This is a genomic window from Paenibacillus sp. XY044, from assembly GCF_002257645.1.
Taxonomy (GTDB): Bacteria; Bacillota; Bacilli; order Paenibacillales; family Paenibacillaceae; genus Paenibacillus_AQ.
Window position 1 is genome coordinate 436101 of record NZ_NQMO01000003.1, and the last position, 20577, is coordinate 456677.

Genomic DNA, 20577 nt, shown 5'->3' on the forward strand with positions numbered 1-20577 from the left:
TATTTTGACGAAAGTGAGGGAGCGCGAGTGAGCGAAACATCCATGGGCGGGCAGTCCGAGAGGCGGTCCGCCCCAAGAAACCCTTCCCCATTGGAAGGCGTCACGTTGAAGAAGCGGAGGCTGTGGCCGGAACTTCGGCGCGACAAGTATTTGTATTTACTGGCCATGCCGGGGCTGCTGTTTTTCATTATTTTCAAATACATCCCCATTACGAATCTGGTGATCGGCTTCCAGGATTATTCCCCTTACCTGGGGATCATGGGCAGCAAGTGGGTCGGGTTTGAGCACTTTGTCCGCTTCTTCTCCAATCCCGACTTCTGGATGCTGCTCCGCAATACGCTGGGGATAAGCTTGATGAATCTGGTGTTTTTCTTTCCGGCTCCGATCATTCTGGCGCTGATGATGAACGAGGTGAGAAGCCAGATCATGAAGCGGTCGGTTCAGTCGCTGATTTATATTCCTCATTTTTTGTCCTGGGTGCTGATCTACGGGCTGACGTATTTGATGTTCTCCCAGTCGGAAGGTCTGATCAATAAGCTGCTGGAAGCGAGTGGGAGGAGCACCGTCGATATTTTATCGAATCCCCATTATTTCTGGGGAATGCTGACCGTTCAGTCCATTTGGAAGGAAGTAGGCTGGGGGACAATCATTTTCCTGGCGGCCATCGCGGGCGTCGATCCCCAGCAGTATGAAGCGGCCGTTATGGACGGGGCCGGGCGGTTCCGCCGGATGTGGCACATTACGCTGCCGGCGATGCGCAATGTCATTATGATCCTGTTCATTTTGCGCCTCGGCACGATTATGGATACAGGCTTCGAGCAGGTCTACCTGATGATGAACGCGGCGGTAACGGAGGTAGCGGAAGTGTTCGATACCTATGTATACCGGGTCGGCATCCGCCAAGGCGAGTTCAGTTACAGCACGGCCATCGGGCTGTTCAAATCGGTCGTCGGCGTCGTTCTGGTCGTCCTTGCGAACAAGGCGGCAAAGCGCCTGGGTCAAGACAGCTTGTACTAAGGTAAAACTTCGAAAGGAGAGTTGCAGCGGATGGAACTGTCCCTGACCTGGAAAGACCGCCTGTTCAGCCTGTCCAACGGCGGGCTGCTGATCTTGTTCAGCCTGGCCATGGTGTTTCCGATTTATTATACGATTGTGCTTTCGTTTACGGATCCGACGGAGTATTATACGAGGGATTTGATTTTGTGGCCGCACCACTGGTCGATGGACGCGTACCGCTATTTGCTCAGCAACGGTTTGTTCGTCAATTCGGTGCTGATCAGCCTGTTTCTGGCAACAGTAGGCACGCTGCTCAGCCTGCTGGTGACGGGGGGACTGGCCTATGCCATCTCAGTGCGCCGACTCCGGTTCCGCAAGACGATGATGGTCATGATCCTGATTACGTTTTTGTTCACGCCGGGACTCGTGCCGCTGTATATGGTGGTCCGAAACCTCGGCCTGATCGACAGTGTCTGGTCGCTGATATTACCGTCACTGACAAGCGGCTGGTACGTGCTGCTGATGAAAGGCTTCTTTGACAGCATCCCGGACAGCCTGGAAGAGGCCGCGCGGATCGACGGCTGCACCGAAATCAGCGTGTTCTGGCGGATCATCATCCCTTTGTCTCTGCCGGCAGTGGTCGCTTTCGGGCTGTTTTTTGCGGTGGGGTACTGGAACACCTATTTCAACGCGATCATGTTCATCAATGAGCAGAACAAATGGCCGCTGCAGGTGCTCCTGCAAAATATGCTCGTCGATCCGACGACGATGGGCGGCGGCGAGAACGCCAATATCAGCGTTACGATGAACCGGCAGATGCCGACGGAGACGCTCAAAATGGCCGCGGTGGTCATCGCGACGGTTCCGATTATGCTGGTATATCCGTTCCTCCAGAAGCACTTCGCCAAAGGAGCGATGGTGGGTTCGGTCAAGGAATGATGATATATAACAGGGTCAATAAAAAGGAGGCTACTGCATTGAAAAGACAAGCAGAACAGAGAGCCAGGCATTGGTACATCAAAACGCTGGTTGTGGCGGTGGGCACCAGCCTGCTGTTGTCCGCCTGCGGCGGAGGGGGAAAGAGCGGCTCAGGGGATTCTTCGGCCCCGACCAAGATTCAGATGCAAACGCTGAATTATGCGACGGAGTTTATCGACAATACGAACCCGATCTGGAAGGAATTCGAGAAGCGCACGAACACGCAGCTGGATATTACCTGGCTGTCGCCGACCACGTCCGAGGAGAAGATCAATGTCATGCTGGCATCCGGCGACCTGCCGGAAGTGACGTTCGTGGAATCGCTTCTGAATCCGCAGCTGCAGAAAATGATTGACCAGGGCGTGTTCTGGGACCTGACCCCGTTCATCAAGGATTATCCGAACCTGAGCCAGCCCGCGCTAGCCGAAATGTGGACGGATTCGAAGGTCGACGGCAAAAATTACAGCATTCCCCGTTATTATCCGAGCTATGGAGGAGGGGCGTTCCCGATTCTGCGCAAGGACTGGATGGACAAGCTGGGGCTGCAAACCCCGACCACCATGGACCAATTTTTCGACGTGCTGAAGGCGTTCAAGGACAAGGACCCGAACGGAAACGGCCAGGCGGACGAAGTTCCGTATGCCGCCAACAGCGATACGATGGGCTTTGTGTACGGCGTGTTCAACGGCGTGCAGGGAGCCTGGAAGCTGAAGGACGACAAGCTGGTGCCGACGATTACGGAAGATGCGTCGCGGGATGCGCTCCTATGGATCAAAAAAGCGTATGACGCGGGACTGTTCCCGAAAGATTTTGCGATCCTGAAGTACTCCCAGACGGTCGACCTGATCCGCGGCGGCAAATCGGGCGGCACTTCGCAGTCGATGAACCATGCCTGGGTGACGGGTTCCAAAATCAGGGAAGTGGTGCCGACGGCAGATTACATGCCGATTACCTATCTGCAAAACGCGGACGGGGAGAAATATACGCCATCCGGATCGCCGTATTACGGTGTGTACCTGATTCCGAAAAAAGTGCCGGAAGCCAAGGTGAAGAAAATCCTTGCATTTTTCGATTATGCTTATGGCAAAGAAGGCAATGAACTGGCGACGTACGGCATTGAAGGCGTGGATTACACGGTCGAGAACGGCCGCAAAATCCCGACGCCGCAGGCAGCCAAGGACCAGGTGGGAGACGGCAACATGAACAACCTGATCCACCTCATCAGCGATGATATGTCGATCGGGGCGGTCGGCATGCCGGATGAGGTGTACAACCGCAATGTGGAAATCGTCAATGAGCGTAAACAAATCAAAACCCCGAATCCAGGCAATGAGTTGTACTCCGAGGCCTATAATAAATATTATCCGGAAATTTCGAAAAAAGTGAGCGATATGCGGACCAAGGTGATCATCGGCAAAGACACGATCGAAAACTATGACAAGCTGATCGAGCAGCTCCGCAGTGATCCGACGCTGAAACAGGTTGCGGATGAGATGACAGAGGCTTATCATAAAAAAATGGAAAGAAAGTAACCTCCAAATCCCATTCATGAGAGAGGCGAAACGATGAGTGTACTAAGTGTTCAAGGCAAGCAGTTTGTGTGGGACGGTGAGCCCATCCGTCTGGTTTCCGGGGCGATCCATTATTTTCGGGTCGTTCCCGAGTACTGGCGGGACCGGTTAACGAAGCTGAAGGCTTGCGGGTTTAACACGGTTGAGACGTACGTGGCCTGGAATATCCATGAGCCCAAAAAAGGGGAATTCGTGTTCGATCACGGAGCGGACCTGGTTCGCTTCATCGAAACGGCCGGTGAACTCGGCTTGCATGTCATAGTAAGACCCAGCCCGTATATTTGCGCTGAATGGGAGTTTGGCGGTCTGCCCGCCTGGCTGCTCAAGGAACCGGGACTCCGGCTCCGCTGCGATGACCGGCGGTACCTGGGCCACGTCGATGATTATTATGACGTGCTCATTCCGAGGCTGCTTCCGCTGCTCAGCACGAACGGCGGGCCGATCATTGCGATACAGATCGAGAACGAATACGGCAGCTACGGCAATGATAAGACGTACCTGAACCACTTGAAGAAAGGGCTTACATCCCGCGGCGTGGACGTGCTGCTGTTCACCTCGGACGGCCCCGGAGACTTTATGCTGCAGGGCGGCATGGTTGAGGACGTACTGGAGACGGTGAACTTCGGGTCGCGTGCCGTTGAAGCCTTTCAGGAACTCGAGGCCTATCAGCCGGACAAGCCGTATATGTGCATGGAGTTCTGGAACGGATGGTTTGACCATTGGGGCAAGCCGCATCATACCCGCGATGCGGCGGATGCCGCCCACGTGTTCGAGGACATGCTTGCGGCCGGGGTTTCGGTCAATTTCTATATGTTCCACGGAGGGACGAACTTCGGCTTTTATAACGGCGCGAACTGCGGCGAAGAAGGGTACGCGCCGACCGTCACCAGTTACGATTACGATTCCCCGCTGAACGAATGGGGAGAGCCGACGGAGAAATTTTATGCGGTCCGGGACGTTCTGGCCAAATATGAGGACCTGCCGGAACTGCAGCTTCCCGATCCGATTGAGCGGAAGGGATACGGCGAGGTGCGCCTGACTGATCGGGTAGACTTATTCGACTCGCTCTCCGATCTGTCCGACGCGGTGGAGCGGGCTGTGCCGGAAACGATGGAGCAGCTGGATCAGGACTACGGTTTTATTTTGTACACGACCTTCGTCTCGGGACCGCGCGGCGAAGCCGACTTGATCCTGCAGGAAGTGCGGGACCGTGCACTCATTTTTGTCGATGGGGAGTACCAGGGCGTCGTGCAGCGATGGGACGAGCAGCGCAGCCTGAAGCTGAGGGTCCCGGCCGGCGGCGCGAAGCTGCAAATCTTGGTAGAGAACCTCGGAAGGGTTAATTACGGGCCGTTCATGCACGATCCGAAAGGGATTACCGAAGGGGTCCGGTTAGGCAACCAGTTTTTGTTCGGATGGACGATCCATACCCTCCCGCTGAACAACCTGGAGCAGCTGGTCTTTGTGCCGCATCTGAAAGAAGAAGTTGCCGCCGGATTGGATGCAGCGAGCCAGAACACCCCGACATTTTACAAAGGGACCTTTGAGGTAAACGGAACCGCCGACACCTTTTTGGACGTCACGGGTTGGACGAAAGGCGTCGCTTATATAAACGGGTTTAACCTGGGCCGGTACTGGGAGGTTGGACCGCAGTCCACGCTGTATATCCCGGCACCGCTGCTGCGCGAAGGCCGGAATGAAATCATTCTGTTCGAGCTGCACGGCACGCGGCAGCCGTCCGTTACCCTTGTGGATCAGGCACGGCTGGGATAAAGCAAACAAAGTTTAATTCCTGCGATAAAGAGCAGTATACATGAACTTATAGTGTACATCAGGATCATCATCTCCTGAACGGGAAAAAGGGAACGGCCATCAGTGGCCGTTCCCTTTTTGAATTGAAGATATTCATTCATCATATGAAAATTTCATAATAGTTCGGCAGAGCGTCATAGCTCTACATTTTTTTTGATCGAATCGCGGATGACGAGATTGGTGGACAGCATGATTTTTTTGAACCCGCCGGAAGTGTCTTTGCTGCCTTCGAACAGCAGCTTCGCCCCTTCATAGCCCAGCGTTTCGAAGGGTTGATTGACGGTGCTCAAAGATACTTTGGCATATTTCGAACTCTCAACGTCATCGAATCCCATAATCGATATTTGCTCCGGAATGTTGACCCCTTGCTGCGTAAGCTGCCCAATCACTTCGAGTGCCCGTCTGTCATTGACGCAAAAGAGGGCAGTCAGCTCGCCTCTTTGAATTTGCCGCTGCAGCTTCGTATAATCTAAATCCCGCTGAAGATACAAAACATCGTCATCCGGACCGAGCGAGGCGTCCGCCATGGCATGGCGGTATCCGTTGTACCGCTCAACCTCCGTGCTCAAATGAAAATCATAAGCGGCGAATCCGATCTTCCGATGGCCTTGGGCAATTAAATAAGCAACGGCTTCATAAGCTCCGTCATGGTTATTGCTTGTTATGCAGTTGACTGGATAACCGGCGGGAAAGCGGTCGAGCATGACGAACGGAACGGATTTTTTTCGAATTTCGTTCAAGTACTCCCTTGCCGCGTCGGGATTGGCAGAATAAATAAGCAGCCCGCGGTTCTCGGATTGAATCAGCTTCAGGATTAGCTCCCGCTCTTGCTCGACATCATTTTCCACGAATTCAATGATGAGTTTGCAGCCTTGTTGGTTCAGAAAAGATTGTACGCCTTTGATGATCTTCATATACGAACTGTCGTACATATCATTGCCGGAGATGATAAAGGTCACGTAGTTGGACGTTGGGTTAACAGATTCCGCCTGATTGGCGACAAAGCTGCCTTTTCCTCTGATCCGGTAGATGACGCCTTCATTGACGAGCTCCGCCAGCGCTTTCCTCACCGTAATGGAGCTGACGTCCAGCAATTTGGAAAACTCTGATTCGCTAGGAATCCGGTCATCCTCGCCGAGCTCATTATTCTCTATTTGTGACAGAACATAATCTTTCACCAGCTGGTACTTGGTCATTGTTGTATCGTTCTTGCTCATGCAGGGTCACCTCTTAAATGGACATATACTTAATTATACCGAAAGTTATAATAAATAGTATACCAAGTTGTAATGATAAACTCAACTATCACTTATGAATCCGGTCTAATCGGGCAGGGATTTGGTACCGAAAAACTCCAAAATATAGACTTTTGTTGTGTATTTCAGCTGTTTACCATGATCTTTTCTAAGTATACTAACTTTGTTGTTGTAAAATTAAAATCTATATATTGACGTCAAAAATGGTATGTGTTATCCTTCGCTTAGCATAATAACTCCGGAGAAAAAGCATATGATTTACCTGCATGATGTGCATGCTCGAGTGTTTCATCATCGTTATGGCGGATCCTTTGCGATCCATGCCTGCGCGCATGTTTGAAAGCGTTTCGATTTTGCATGCAGGTATTAAACAACTGCAATTGAATGCGCTTCCACTGTTGAGGTCCGCTCCCGTGTGACTTTTTAGTGGAAGAACGGCCGGGGTTCAAACGATGGCTTGAAGTTACTAGAAAAGGGGTGTTTGTGTTGGCAGCAACCAATAAAAAGCGATGGTCCAAACTTTGGAAACACCGATATCTTTACCTGATGGTGTTGCCCGGTTTGATTACGGTGCTTATCTTCAGTTACTTTCCGATGTATGGAATCACCATCGCCTTCAAGGATTACAACGCATCAAAGGGGATCATGGGGAGTCCTTGGGTCGGTTTCAAATATTTCACCACGTTTTTTCATGATCCGATGGCCTTCCGTGTATTAAAAAACACGTTACTTCTAGGTCTGTATACGCTGCTGTGGTCATTTCCTGCTCCCATTATCCTCGCGTTGTTATTTAACGAACTGAGAAACAAGCACTTTAAAAAATTCGTCCAAACGGTTTCTTACTTTCCCCATTTTATTTCGGTGGTCATCGTTGCGGGAATGCTTAAGGATTTTACGGCCAGAGACGGCCTGTTCAATCAAATCATTACATACTTCGGCGGAACCCCGATCATGTTTCTTCTGGAGCCGGGTTATTTCAGAACGATCTTCATTTCTTCCGGCATATGGCAGGGGATTGGTTTTGGAACGATCATCTACCTTGCCGCGTTGAGCGGGATCGATCCGACCTATTATGATGTGGCGGAAGTGGACGGAGCGAGCCGGTGGAAAAAAATCGTGCACATTACTTGGCCGTCGATCAAACCGACGACGATCATCCTGCTGATCTTCGCCTTGGGAGGAATTCTGGGATCCGATTTTCAGAAAATTATCCTGCTGTATTCGCCCGAAACTTACAGCGTGGCTGACGTCATTGGATCCTATGTATACCGTCAGGGGATTCTCGGCGCAAGATACGAGTACACCACGGCCATCGGATTATTCATGTCGGTCATATCCTTTATCATTTTGTACATTTCCAATTGGGTCAGCCGCAAAGTTTCGGAGACGAGTTTGTTTTAGGGGGGAGAATCTTGAGAAAAATCAGCTTCGGTTCCAGAGTTTTTGATGCTTTTAATATTTTCATCATGCTGTTGATCCTTGTCGTTGTGCTGTACCCCATTCTGAATATTGTCGCTACTTCCTTTAGCAGCGGGAAGTACATCTCCTCGGGAAGCGTTACGATTTGGCCGAAGGGTTTTACCGTACAGGCTTACGCAGACGTATTCAAAGACGCGCTGATTTATAAGGGGTATGTGAATTCCATCATTTACGCCGTAGGTTCTACCGGCATCATGCTGCTGTTTACCTCTTTACTGGCTTATCCGCTGACCATTCCCGGTTTTGCGGGAAAGAAGTTTATCACCATCTTTCTGATGATCACGATGTTTTTCAGTGGAGGATTAATTCCTACCTACTTGCTTATGCGCAGTCTGCATCTGCTCGATACGGTTTGGGTGATGATCCTTCCCGGCGCGGTTGGGGCATACAATGTGTTTTTGTTCCGAACGTTCTTTTCGAATGTGCCGGCTGAGCTGAAAGAATCGGCGGTCATGGATGGAGCCAACGATGTCGTCGTCCTGTTTCGAATCGTGTTGCCGTTGTCGAAAGCTCTTCTTGCGACGTTTGCTTTGTTTGGTTTGGTAGGAAGCTGGAACAGCTGGTTTGAAGCATTAATCTACCTCAAGGATCAGGATAAGTATCCGCTGCAAATGATTCTGAGAAACTATTTATTTACGCTGGATACCAACGCGATACAAGGAAGGGTAGGCGCCGGTAACGTGGCCATCAATTCATCGGGATCATCGCTAGATCCTAAGGCCATCCGAATGAGTGTGATCATCATTACGATGTTTCCCATTATGGCGATATACCCATTCTTTCAAAAGCACTTTACAAAGGGCGTATTGGTGGGAGCGATTAAGGGTTGACGAGAGGCTTCAGGATGGATGTAGAAGGGAATTTTCTTTTACGCCATATATAAAAACTTTATCCATAGGAGGAATTGGGATGATTAAAAAAGCAAGAATATTCAGCTTGATCATGGCATGTATGCTGGCCTTTTCCGTAACGGCTTGCACCAAGTCCGACGAACCTTCCAAAGATTCTGCTGATGGTGACACCTTATCTTTTTCCGTTACGCTTCCGTCGAGCGGGGTAGATAACGAGAACAGCATGATCGGAAAAGAGTGGAAGAAGCAGATGGAAGCCAAGCTTGGCAAAAAACTGAATATTAAGTTTAATTATATTCCGTCATCGGAATATGACGAAAAAGTGAAGCTCATGATTGCAAGCGATGATATGACGGACTTCTTTGTGACGCCTTTGTTTTACGATATCACGGACATGGCTAAACAAGGCCAAATCCTCGAGCTCAGTCAATATAAGGATTTAATGCCCAACTATATGAACTACCTCAGCAAGGTGAAGAATGGTATGGCACGAGTAACCAATTCCGAAGGTAAAATGTACTCTTTCAAAGAAACTTCGACGCCCAGATTTCCTGAGGATAAAGGCTTGCTGATCCAAAACGTATCCGCTTACAGATACGATGTATTCAAGGCGAACAACATCAATATTCCGCAAACGCTGGATGATTTCTATAACGCAGCCAAAAAGCTGAAACAACTTTATCCCGATAAGTATCCGGTGGATACCAAGTGGAACAGTTTGAGATCGCTCTTCTCCGCGAATCACATCAAGGACGACATCTACTGGGATGGCAGCAAATACGTATACGGTATTTTCAATGAGGGATATAAAGACGCCCTTCAGTTCGCAAATAAGCTGTATTCGGAAAAACTGCTGGATCCTGAGTATACGATTGATACGGACGATACGATCCGGAAGAAGGCTATGAATGGGGATACCTTCATGTGGCTGACACAGTGGTTTACTGAGCCGGGAGATTACACAAGGAACGCTGATGACGGCAAAATTTTTGCAGTGTCGCTGTACCCGGATAATCCGAAGTACGGAACAGCGTGGCAGGAAGCGACGAACGGAAACACCCCGGACTTGGGCTGGGCCACATTCTGCATCAGCGCCAAAGCCAAAAATCCGGAAGAATTAATCAAGCTTATCGATTTACAATATTCTGACGAAAACATTAGACTCGTGACTTGGGGAATCGAAGGAACGACCTACAAAATCGGAGAGGACGGCAATCCGACCTTTGTTGATTCGTTTAAGACGGCGAAGGATCCATGGGTGGAAGGAGATAAATACGGAATCCGGGCAAGTAAAAATTACAATCCAGGCTTGCAAATGGTCAATGATGCCAGAGCGTTCGTAGACTTTGCTGCAACGGATTATACCGTATTTAATAACAAGTATGAGGAAGTTCCGCTTGAAAAGTCGCCGTATTTAACAAGTTTACCGATGCCAAACAACGATTATGTACCATCATGGTACAGTGAGCCGGCCATCCAATTCACACCGGACGAAAGCCAGGAAATATCCGAGATCATGAACCCGATCAAAACGTTCGTTACGGAGGAGCAGGCGAAGTTTGTTGCCGGGAAGCAGAGTTTTGACAACTGGCCCAAATTTATCGACCAAGTTAAAAAAATGGGGGACATCGACAAAGTGTTGAAAATTTACAACGATGCTGCTCAAAGAATCCTGTCCAAAACACCCTAACAACATCATGACAATTTCACCAGTGACAAAACGACAAAAACGTCGGGAGGAAGCGAAGATGAAATTGAAGATGTGGAAACAAGCGGGAGCGTGGACCTGCGCCGCACTGTTGTTGGTTACGATGGCACCGGGAGTTACGCCAGCCCAGGCTGCAGGAAGCAGCGCGAATCAAGAAGCGGAAATTGCGGTGAAAAAGGTGCAGAAGCCGTTCATGATTAAGGTCGTGGATGCCGAGACGGGCCGGGGCATTCCGCTCGTGCAGCTGAAGACGACGAACAACATTTTGTATTATACGGACAGCGCAGGAGTCGTGGCGTTCGACGAACCCGGGTTAATGGATCAGACGGTCTTCTTTCATATGTCCAGTGATGGCTATGAGATCCCTGCCGACATGTTCGGCAACCGCGGGCAGGCTGTCGAGATCACGCCTGGTGGCAGCGTCACGTTGCAGATGAACCGGGTGAACATCGCCGAGCGGCTGTACCGGGTGACCGGCCAGGGCATCTACCGCGACAGTCTGCTCCTCGGCTTGAATCCGCCGATTCAAGAGCCGGTGATCAATGGACTGATCATGGGTCAGGATTCCGTACAGACGATCGAATACAACGATAAGCTGTATTGGTTCTGGGGCGATACGGACAGACCGGCCTACCCGCTGGGAAATTTCCGAACGACGGGTGCGACATCGGAATTGCCGCAAAACGGCGGCCTTGACCCGGATGTCGGCGTTAACCTGAAATATTTTACCAAAGAGGACGGATTTGCAAAAAGCATGGTGCCGACGCTTCCCGACGGGGGGAACATGGCTTGGATTTTCGGCCTGATGACGGCAAAGGACAGCACGGGAAAAGAGCGTCTGCTTACGGGTTACACGACGCTCAATCCTGATATCGTCGCGCGCGGCATCCTGGTCTTCAACGATCAGACAGAGCAGTTCGAACAGGTCGTCCAGTTCCCTTCCAAGGACGATTGGCGCCATCCGGGCGGTCAGGCGACCTATTACGAGGAGAACGGCAAGGGCTATTGGCTGTTTACAGAGCATCGGATTCCGAATTTGCGTGTGGCCGCCAGCTATGACGCTATCATCGACTATACCCAATATGAGGCGTTTACGTGCCTGGCTCCGGGAGCGACTTACGACGGCGCCAATACGTCCCTCGAGCGCGATCCGAACGGCAAGCTGGTATGGGGCTGGAAAAAGAATACCCCGCCGCTCAGCCAGGATCAAGAGAAAGAGCTGATCGGGCTGGGCGTGATCAAAGTGGATGATTCGCGCTACTATCAACTGAAAGATGCCGATACCGGCGAAGAGGTTTCGCTCGCCCAAAGCTCCGTCGAATGGAATGATTACCGGCAGCGCTATGTGATGATCGGACAGCAGGTGATGGGCAAGACGTCGGTTCTCGGGGAACTGTGGTACGCGGAAGCAGATTCGCCCCAAGGCCCTTGGACGACAGCCAAGAAGATCATCACGCATGACAACTATACCTTCTACAACCCGGCCCAGCACAAGTTCTTCTTTAAAGACGGCGGACGCGTCCTTTACTTCGAGGCGACCTATACGAATACGTATACGGACCATGTTCCGACACCGCGCTACAACTACAATCAGGTCATGTACAAACTGGATCTTGACGATCCGCGGCTTGGTCTTGAGCCGGTGCAGAGCAGCAAGTGAGGGTTGACGCTGAATAGGACCGTATTCTTCGATCTCAAAAGGACAATCCGCCCAGGAGGTAAACGAAATGAAATGGAAGCCGTGGAAGAGCGCGGGAATATGGACTTGCGTTATGCTGATGGTCATGACGGCGCCGGGCGCCGCAATGGCAGCGCAGACGGAGGGAAGTAATGCCAAGCCGGACGCAAGCGGTGCAAAGAAGATTGTCCGGAAGCCGTTTATGATCAAGGTTGTGGATGCCGAGACGGGCAGGGGGATTCCTCTCGTTGAGCTGAAGACGACGAACAATCTTTTATATTACACGGACAGCGCCGGAATCGTGGCTTTCAACGAACCAGGACTGATGGATCAGCAAGTGTTCTTCCATCTGTCCAGCGACGGCTACGAGGTGCCGACGGACATGTTCGGCTATCGCGGCCAGGCTGTTGAAGTGACACCGGGCGGAAGCGTCACGCTGAAGATGAACCGGGTCAATATCGCCGAGCGGTTATACCGGGTTACGGGCCAGGGCATCTATCGGGACAGCGTCCTGCTAGGCCAGAAGCCACCGATCAAGGAGCCGCTCCTGAACGGGCTGGTGATGGGGCAGGACTCCGTCCAATCGATCAAGTACCGCAACCGTCTGTACTGGTTTTGGGGCGATACGGACAGACCGGCCTATCCGCTGGGGAACTTCCGCGTGGCGGGGGCCACCTCGAAGCTGCCGGAAAAGGGCGGTCTCGATCCCGATATAGGCGTCGATATGGATTATTTTACGAAAGAAGACGGTTTCGTTAAAAGTCTGGTGCCGCAGCTGCCCGATGGTGCCGGAATCGCCTGGGTGTTCGGTTTGATGACCGCCAAGGACAGCAACGGACAAGAGCGCCTGCTCGCCGGCTACAGCACGCATAATCCCGAACTCAGCGCCTTTGGCATTGTTGCTTTTAACGACGACAAGAAGGAGTTCGAGCAGGTCGTCCAGTTCCCTTCCAAAGAAGATTGGCGCCACCCGGGCGGGCAGGCGACTTATTACGAGGAGAACGGCAAGGGTTACTGGCTCTTTACCGAACATCAGATGCCGAACTTGCGCGTGGCCGCCAGCTATGACGCCATCATCGACTATACTCAATACGAATCGTTTACGTGCCTAACGCCGGGAACGTCATACCAAGGGGCCCAAACGTCGCTCGAACGCGACGCGAACGGCAAGCTCGTATGGGGCTGGAAAAAGAACACTCCGCCGCTCAGCCAGGATCAAGAGAGGGAGCTGATCGATTCCGGTCTGATTCAGGCGAACGACCCGCACTACTATTCATTGAAAGATGCCGATACCGGCGATACGGTCAAAATCGCTTCAAGCTCCTTCGAATGGAACGATTATCGGCAGCGTTACGTGATGATCGGGCAGCAGACGCAAGGCAAAACGTCGGTACTCGGGGAAATCTGGTACGCGGAAGCTCCTGCGCCTCAAGGTCCCTGGATCACGGCCAAAAAGATCGTCACGCATAACAACTATACTTTTTATAACGTAGCCCAGCATAAGTTTTTCAATAAGGAGGGCGGCCGGGTCATCTACTTCGAAGGTACCTATACGAATACGTTTACGGATCATGCGCCTACGCCGCGTTATAATTACAATCAGGTCATGTATAAGCTCGACTTGGCCAATCCGAAGCTTGGGCTGACACCGGTTCAAGATACGACCGGGAAATAGAGCGCCTCGGCGCTCCGGCAGATTTGAAATCATGCAGTCATTATTAAACAACATTGAGGGAGGAACATCCAAATGCTGAAGGGATTGACGCTTGCCGGTTTGGGGGCAGTCGAAAGTGAAGAGAAGTTCATCGAACTGGCGGGTACGGGCGGTTTTCAAGCGGTTGACGTGGATGCCAGGGGATTGATCGAGCGGCTGGGAACAGATAGGGCCTTAAAAAAGCTTGAGCAGCACGGAGTCGTCATCGGCGCGATCGGCTTGCCCGTGGAATGGAGGGTTGGCGAGGACGAGTTTCTGGCAGGGCTGACCGGTCTAACGGAAGCGGCGGCCGCAGCCCGGTCGCTGGGCTGCACGCGCTGCTGCACGTACATCCTGCCATCGACCGACGCCAAACCGGCGCACTTCATGGCGCTCGCCACCCGGCGTCTGCGCATCTGCGCCCAAATTCTCGGCTCCTATGGCATCAGGCTTGCCCTGGAATTCGTCGGTCCGCATCATTTGCGGACGGCCTGGAAATACCCTTTCATCTGGACGATGGAAGAGACGCTGGACTGGATCGACGCGATCGGCGAGTCGAATGTCGGCTTGCTGCTGGATGCGTATCACTGGCACACGAACGGACTGTCCGCAGACGACATTGAGCGGCTGCAGCCGCAGCAAATCGTTCACGTGCATATCAACGACGCGCCGGATCTGCCGGTCGAGGCCGTGCTTGATAACGAGCGTCTGTACCCTGGGGAAGGTGTCATCGACTTGGAGGGCTTTTTAAGATCGCTGCAGCGCATTGGATACGATGGTATCGTATCGCAAGAAGTTTTGACGCCAGCTATGCCGGAAGATACGCCGGAGCAGCTGATTCTCCGCTCCAAAGCCGGGTTCGAGCGCGTATTTGCCGCTGCCGGAATCGGTATGGAAGGCAAATGAAGGTGAAGGAGCAAACGGTAAAATCGTATTTTGTAGACGGATACCATGGCGGGATTAAGGGGCATATGCCCCTTGGATCCTGGACGGACGTGATCCGACGGCTCAGTCTCAGTCCGGAATGGAAGCTGTGCCTCGACATCGAACCGATTTCTTGGGAGGCGCTGCGCCGAACCGATCCGCGCTCGTATGAATGGATCAGGAAACATCTGCTGGAGAACGGCACACCGCGGATGGAGATGGTAGCGGCAAGCTATGCCCAGCCGTTCGGTTGGGTCATCGGCGGCGAAAGCAATATCCGGCATTTGATCCGCGGCAAAGAGATCGTTCAGGAGCATTTCCCGGGCTTGACCGTGGACACCTATGCCACCCAGGAGCCTTGCTGGAGCAGCAGCTACCCGCAAATGCTGAGGTCACTTGGCTACAAACGGGCCGTGCTCAAAAACCCCGGAACCGCTTGGGCAGGCTATGCCTCCGGGATCAACCACGAAACCGTATTGTGGGTTGGGCCGGACGGAACCTCGATTCCTTGCGTACCGAGATATGCTTGCGAAGAATTGCAGAACTGCTGGGAGACCGAAGCAAGCCAAATGGAGCCGGCATTTGCCGGTAAATGCCTCGCGCACGGGATTTCTCATCCTGTTGGCAGCTTTCTGCAGGATTTGGGTTGGCCGGCGAATCCGCGGCTGGACGGGGAAGATGTCCAATACGTGACATGGCGCGAGTACATGGATGAAATCGCGGAAGCGCCTTCCGCGAAATGGCATTTTACCCAAGAGGACATCCGGTGCACGCTGCCATGGGGTGAAGGGACCTTGCAGCGGATGTCGCGGGAGGTGCGGGCGGCAGAGCAGGCGATCGTGTCGGCGGAGAAGCTGGCTTCCGTCGCGAGCGTAGCCCGCGGATTGGATTATCCGGCGGAGAAGTTTCAAGCCGCATGGGATCAACTGCTCTTGTCACAGCATCATGATGCATGGATCTGTGCGACGACCCGGGAAGGACGCCAGCAGTGGGCATGGCAGGCGGGCGCGCAAAGCTGGATGGCGGAGCTGCTGTCAGACGAGATCCGCGAATCCGCGCTGGACGGCTTCCGGCAGGACGACGCGGCGGTTGGTCAGCCCAATACATACGCGATCCGGGTGTTTAATACGTCCGGCACTCCGCGGAAGGAACTTACGGAGCTTGAAATCCCCCTTGAAGGAGGGGAGAAGACCGTTCATTTACGGGAGACGGATGGAACGCCGATTCCGCATCAGATTGTGCCGACGAGGGTCCGTCCTGATGACGGAAGTGTCCAAGCATGCCGGCTCATCTTCGAAGCGGAGGCTCCCGCGATGGGCTACCGAACATACTTGATCGAGGAGGCCTTGCCTGCGGGTCCGGTGGATGACCAGGCAAACAGGGTACAGGACGGTGCCTTTGCCGTCATTCTTGACGGCGAGGTTCAAATATCCACCGATCTGTACGAGATCCGGATCGATACAGCACGCGGGGGAGTCATCACACAGCTGTTTGACAAAGCGCTGAACGAATCCTTCGTTACTGTGAGCCGGCCGTTCAATGAGTTTACCGGCTACCTGATTCGCGAGGAACGCTGGTTCAGCAGCACCGAGTCCCCCGTTGACGTCACGGTGAGTGAGAACGGTCCGCTCCGGGTCGTGCTGGAGATGAAGGGACGGTTCGCGAATGTCGAATTCTTAACGACACTTATTGCCGCAAAAGGCCGGAGAGCGATCGATTGCCATGTTCGTTTCCGTTATGAGGAAGACATATGGATCGGCGATCCCTGGGAGATGGCGCCGGAAAATCGATCCACGGAGCGGAGAAAGTCGCATCATAACGCAAGGTATAAGCTGCAGGCCCAATTTCCGGTTGCGCTCGGAAACCGGAAGGTCTACAAAAATTCCGCGTTCGACGTAACGGAAAGCCGTCATGACGATACGCATTTCGAGCGGTGGGACGAGATCGTGCACAGCGTTATTCTGAATTGGGTCGATGTGTATGACGAGCAGCACGACTTGGGACTTTCCATATTTTCCGATCATACGACGGGATATTCCCACTCGCAGGAAGACCCCCTAGCCCTTACCCTCGGCTGGGGAGGGGAAGGCGGCTTCTGGTGGGGCAAGCGTCCGCTCCGCGGCGTTCAAGAGACGCGGTATGCGATCATGCCTCACGCCGGACGCTGGGACCGGGCCGGCATTCAGCAGGAATGCACGAATTGGACGGAGCCGCTCCTTGCGGTGTATGGCCGCACAAATGCAGGATTAACCGGCTCGTGGTCCCTGTTGGACGTGTCCGACCCGTCCATCGTGGTCAGCTCTGTGACGCGGGACGGCCGGGACCTCCTCGTGCGTTTGTACAATTCCGGGTCCGAGCCGGCTAGCTTCTCCATCAAGATGAGCGCGGAATTCGGCGACGTTACAGCCGTCGAACTGGACGGCAAGTTTAAAGAGCGGTTACAAAGCATAGCATTACCGGACCATGCCTCTCAAGTAAACCTGTCGCTGCAGCAGCATGGTCTCGCCACGCTCCGGTACAGCGACATCCGCTGCAACCCAGATCAAATCATAGGATGTGATCCGTCATTTGGATAAGAGAAAAGAGATTCTATATCATGTCGAGAAGCTGCTGAAGGATAAACACCGCTACATGTACTCAGTCATCTCGCCGGTCGATTTTTCCTGCTTCGTCACAGAGGAGCGGCTTTCTTGCGAGAACATAGAAGGTATCCGATTTGAGGCGATAGGGCCCGGCGACCGGTGGGGCGGCGACTGGATGTATGGATGGCTTCGTTCATCGGTTGCCGCCCCCCTAGAGGCCGAAGGCAAACGTTTGGTCATTCGGGCCGATTTCGGTTCCGAGGCGACGGTCTATGTGAACGGAATCGTACGGGGGGCGCTGGATCTTCAGCACCATGATGTAACGTTGACACGCAGCGCTAAGCACGGCGAGCGGTTTGAAATCGTCGCCGAAGCGTACGCCGGCCATTCGGGCCGACAGCCGGTGTTCGGCGAATCGCATCTTTGCCTGTTTGAAGAAGAGGTCTATCAATTCTACATCGATTTAGAATGTTTGGTTCAGGTCAGAAATCATATCGATGCGGATTCGCTTCGCGCGGCGGAAATCGACCGCTGCCTGACAGAGGTCGTCCGGACGATCGATTGGGGGCTTGCGAAGGATGCGCTGACGGCGAACGTTCAACAATGCCGGCAGCGGATGGCGCCGCTCCTGGCATGCGTGAACGGATCGACAGCACCCTTGCTGTACCTCATGGGACAGTCTCATCTCGATATCGCCTGGTTGTGGCCGATGGAGGAGACGAAGCGGAAAATCGCCCGGACGATGTCCAATCAGCTTACGCTTATGGAGGAATATCCCGATTACCGCTACGTCCAGAGCCAGCCGTATTTGTTCCAGCTTGCCAAAGACCTGTATCCCGAATTGTATGCGCGCATCAAACGAGCAGTGGCAGAAGGACGGATCATTCCGGAAGGCGGGATGTGGGTGGAATCCGATACCAACTTGCCCGGCGGGGAGAGTCTGATCCGGCAAATGCTGCACGGCAAACGCTTTTTCAAGGAGGAATTCGGCAAGGAGAACGAAATGCTGTGGCTCCCCGACGTGTTCGGGTACTCCGGCAACATGCCGCAAATTATGAAGGGCTGCGGGCTCCGGTACTTTGCTTCCGTGAAAATGTTCCAGACGTATGAGAACGTTTCGGACCCGTTCCCGTACAATACCTTCCTGTGGGAAGGGATCGACGGCTCGCAGGTGCTTACCCATCTGCTGGATTATGGTGATTTTCCGATACGGGTCAACCCGTCGTTTCTCATCCGTCAATGGAATGAGCGGGTGCAGAAAGACGGCATCGCGACTAGACTTGTGCAGTTCGGCCACGGCGACGGCGGTGGCGGAGCCAACCGGGACGACTTGGAATTCTTACGTCGGCTTGAAAATTTGGAAGGCGTTCCGCGCACGACGCATGGCTCGCCGATCGACTATTTTGAGGATCAGATCGAAAGAGGCATTCCCGATGCCAAATACGTCGGAGAGCTGTACTATCCGGCGCACCGTGGAACCTATACGACGCAGGCTCAGCTCAAGCGGTTAAACCGGAAGGCGGAGATCGGGCTTCGCGATGCCGAAATGTGGGGAGCCGCCGCAAGTCTGCTTCAGCACCGGACCTACCCGTATGGGGAGATGGATCGGCTGTGGAAGAAGCTGCTGCTGCATCAGTTTCATGATATTTTGCCGGGCACGTCCATCCATCGCGTGCATGAGGAGGCGCAGGCTGAGCTGACGGAATTGAACGGGCTCGTCGATACGATGGCATCCGGTGCAAGAGAGGCGCTTGCGGATGGCGAGCGTACCGGCATCACGGCGTTTAACTCGCTCTCATGGGCAAGAAAAGAGCTGGTTGCCCTGCCCGAAGGCGCCCTAGGCATAGCGGATCGGGACGGTAAACCGCGCCCTGTGCAGTGGCATGACGGCATAAGTTTCACGGAGGTTGAAACGCCGTCTACGGGATGGGCGACATACACGGTTACAGCGGCAGAGTCAGCGCCGGTAGCGCCGGGAAGAGCAGTGATAACTGCAACGAAATCGCGCCTCGAGAATGAATACCTGACCATTGGCATCAATGAATGCGGCGAGATCGTCAGCATTGTGGACAAGGAAACCGGGACGGAATGGACGGCGGGAAATTGCAACGCCATGAAGATGTACCGCGATCAGCCGTCGGCGTTCGACGCGTGGGAAATCGACCGGGACTATCAAGCATCTGCGGTAACGCTGGGTGAGAAGGCCGAGGTGTATGTCACCGCTCAGGGTCCCCTGTTTGCCAATATCCGCGTCGAACGCGCGCTTCATCACTCCAAAATGATTCAGGACATCCGGATCCGGGCCGGCAGCCGCCGAATTGAATTTCATACGACGGTGCATTGGAATGAAAAGAACAAAATGCTCCGGGTCGATTTTCCTGTACGCATTCATGCGAAAGAATCGATGCAGGAAATTCAGTTCGGTTACGTCAAACGGCCGAATCATGCTTCCAGGCCGCACGATGCCGACCGATTCGAAGTATGCCAGCATAAATGGGCGGTGCTTGCGGAGGCCAACCGTAGTTTTGCGCTGCTGAACGATTGCAAGTATGGGATTGCCGTGCAGGACAACACGATGAGCTTGACGCTGCTTCGCTCGCCAACATATCCGGACGAGAGGTCCGATCAGGGAACGCATCAGTTTACTTACGGATTTTTCGTATGGAACGGGGCGTTTCTGGACAGTCCCGTCGTTCAGGAGGCGTATGAGCTGAATTACCCGGTAAGCATCGTCCAAAGCGGAAGCCGGTTGGGTCATACCTCCCTCTTGCAGGCGGATCGTGCAAACGTGATCGCGGAGACGATCAAGCTTGCGGAAGACGGTTCGGGAGATTGGGTCATCCGGGCCTATGAGAGCAAGGGGGCCACGGTATCGTGCGGATTGGCGTTGGGTCTTCCCGTCAAAAAAGCGTACGAAACCAACATGCTGGAGGAAGTGACGTCCGACCTGCCGGTTGCTGAATGGAAGCTGAAGCTTGAGTTCCGCCCCTTCGAAGTGAAAACGATTCGGCTTGTACTACACGATGAGTAGCAGTGAAAGAGCAAAGGG

13 protein-coding genes are annotated in these 20577 nt (G+C 53.2%); 12 read left to right on the forward strand and 1 reads right to left on the reverse strand.

From position 1 onward, the window contains the following. The first annotated feature begins 42 nt into the window (after positions 1-42). From CJP46_RS15715 to CJP46_RS15730, 4 genes are read left to right on the forward strand one after another with little or no spacing between them, the layout of a single operon-like run. Entirely contained in the window at positions 43-1017 is a 975-nt protein-coding gene (locus tag CJP46_RS15715) for an ABC transporter permease (RefSeq protein WP_094596894.1), read from the forward strand. A gap of 30 nt (positions 1018-1047) precedes the next feature. After that, positions 1048-1935 carry a carbohydrate ABC transporter permease gene (locus CJP46_RS15720; RefSeq protein WP_094596539.1) on the forward strand — a complete coding sequence of 296 codons (888 nt, stop codon included), beginning with the start codon at positions 1048-1050 and terminating at the stop codon, positions 1933-1935. A gap of 38 nt (positions 1936-1973) precedes the next feature. Continuing rightward, positions 1974-3506 carry an extracellular solute-binding protein gene (locus CJP46_RS15725; protein WP_256992356.1) on the forward strand — a complete coding sequence of 511 codons (1533 nt, stop codon included), beginning with the start codon at positions 1974-1976 and terminating at the stop codon, positions 3504-3506. A gap of 33 nt (positions 3507-3539) precedes the next feature. Beyond that, complete coding sequence (locus CJP46_RS15730; RefSeq protein WP_094596540.1) at positions 3540-5318, forward strand: glycoside hydrolase family 35 protein; 1779 nt, start codon at positions 3540-3542, stop codon at positions 5316-5318. A gap of 173 nt (positions 5319-5491) precedes the next feature. On the opposite strand, the gene CJP46_RS15735 is transcribed toward CJP46_RS15730, so the two are convergent. After that, a complete protein-coding gene (locus CJP46_RS15735; protein WP_094596541.1) occupies positions 5492-6574 on the reverse strand; it encodes a GntR family transcriptional regulator in 1083 nt (360 codons plus the stop codon). Positions 6575-7159: 585 nt separating this feature from the next. Here CJP46_RS15735 and CJP46_RS15740 point away from each other — a divergent pair. The 8 genes from CJP46_RS15740 to CJP46_RS15775 all read left to right on the forward strand — a co-directional run bounded on the left by CJP46_RS15740 (position 7160) and on the right by CJP46_RS15775 (position 20559). Beyond that, positions 7160-8014, forward strand: a complete 855-nt coding sequence (locus CJP46_RS15740) for an ABC transporter permease (RefSeq protein WP_373558009.1) — start codon at positions 7160-7162, stop codon at positions 8012-8014. 11 nt (positions 8015-8025) lie between these two features. Continuing rightward, on the forward strand, positions 8026-8922 hold the full coding sequence (locus tag CJP46_RS15745; RefSeq protein WP_094596543.1) for a carbohydrate ABC transporter permease: 897 nt from the start codon (positions 8026-8028) through the stop codon (positions 8920-8922). Positions 8923-9001: 79 nt separating this feature from the next. Further along, complete coding sequence (locus CJP46_RS15750; protein ID WP_094596544.1) at positions 9002-10633, forward strand: type 2 periplasmic-binding domain-containing protein; 1632 nt, start codon at positions 9002-9004, stop codon at positions 10631-10633. A gap of 58 nt (positions 10634-10691) precedes the next feature. Continuing rightward, the gene (locus CJP46_RS15755) at positions 10692-12311 is read left to right on the forward strand and encodes a glycoside hydrolase family 183 protein (protein WP_094596545.1); all 1620 of its coding nucleotides are present in this window, start codon (positions 10692-10694) and stop codon (positions 12309-12311) included. 67 nt (positions 12312-12378) lie between these two features. Further along, positions 12379-14004 carry a hypothetical protein gene (locus tag CJP46_RS15760; protein WP_094596546.1) on the forward strand — a complete coding sequence of 542 codons (1626 nt, stop codon included), beginning with the start codon at positions 12379-12381 and terminating at the stop codon, positions 14002-14004. A 72-nt stretch (positions 14005-14076) separates the two neighbouring features. After that, complete coding sequence (locus CJP46_RS15765; protein WP_094596547.1) at positions 14077-14928, forward strand: sugar phosphate isomerase/epimerase family protein; 852 nt, start codon at positions 14077-14079, stop codon at positions 14926-14928. A gap of 2 nt (positions 14929-14930) precedes the next feature. Beyond that, on the forward strand, positions 14931-17522 hold the full coding sequence (locus tag CJP46_RS15770) for a glycoside hydrolase family 38 C-terminal domain-containing protein (RefSeq protein WP_179281179.1): 2592 nt from the start codon (positions 14931-14933) through the stop codon (positions 17520-17522). Next, entirely contained in the window at positions 17515-20559 is a 3045-nt protein-coding gene (locus CJP46_RS15775; RefSeq protein ID WP_094596549.1) for an alpha-mannosidase, read from the forward strand. The genes CJP46_RS15770 and CJP46_RS15775 overlap by 8 nt, the downstream gene beginning before the upstream one ends. The last annotated feature ends 18 nt before the right edge of the window (positions 20560-20577 follow it).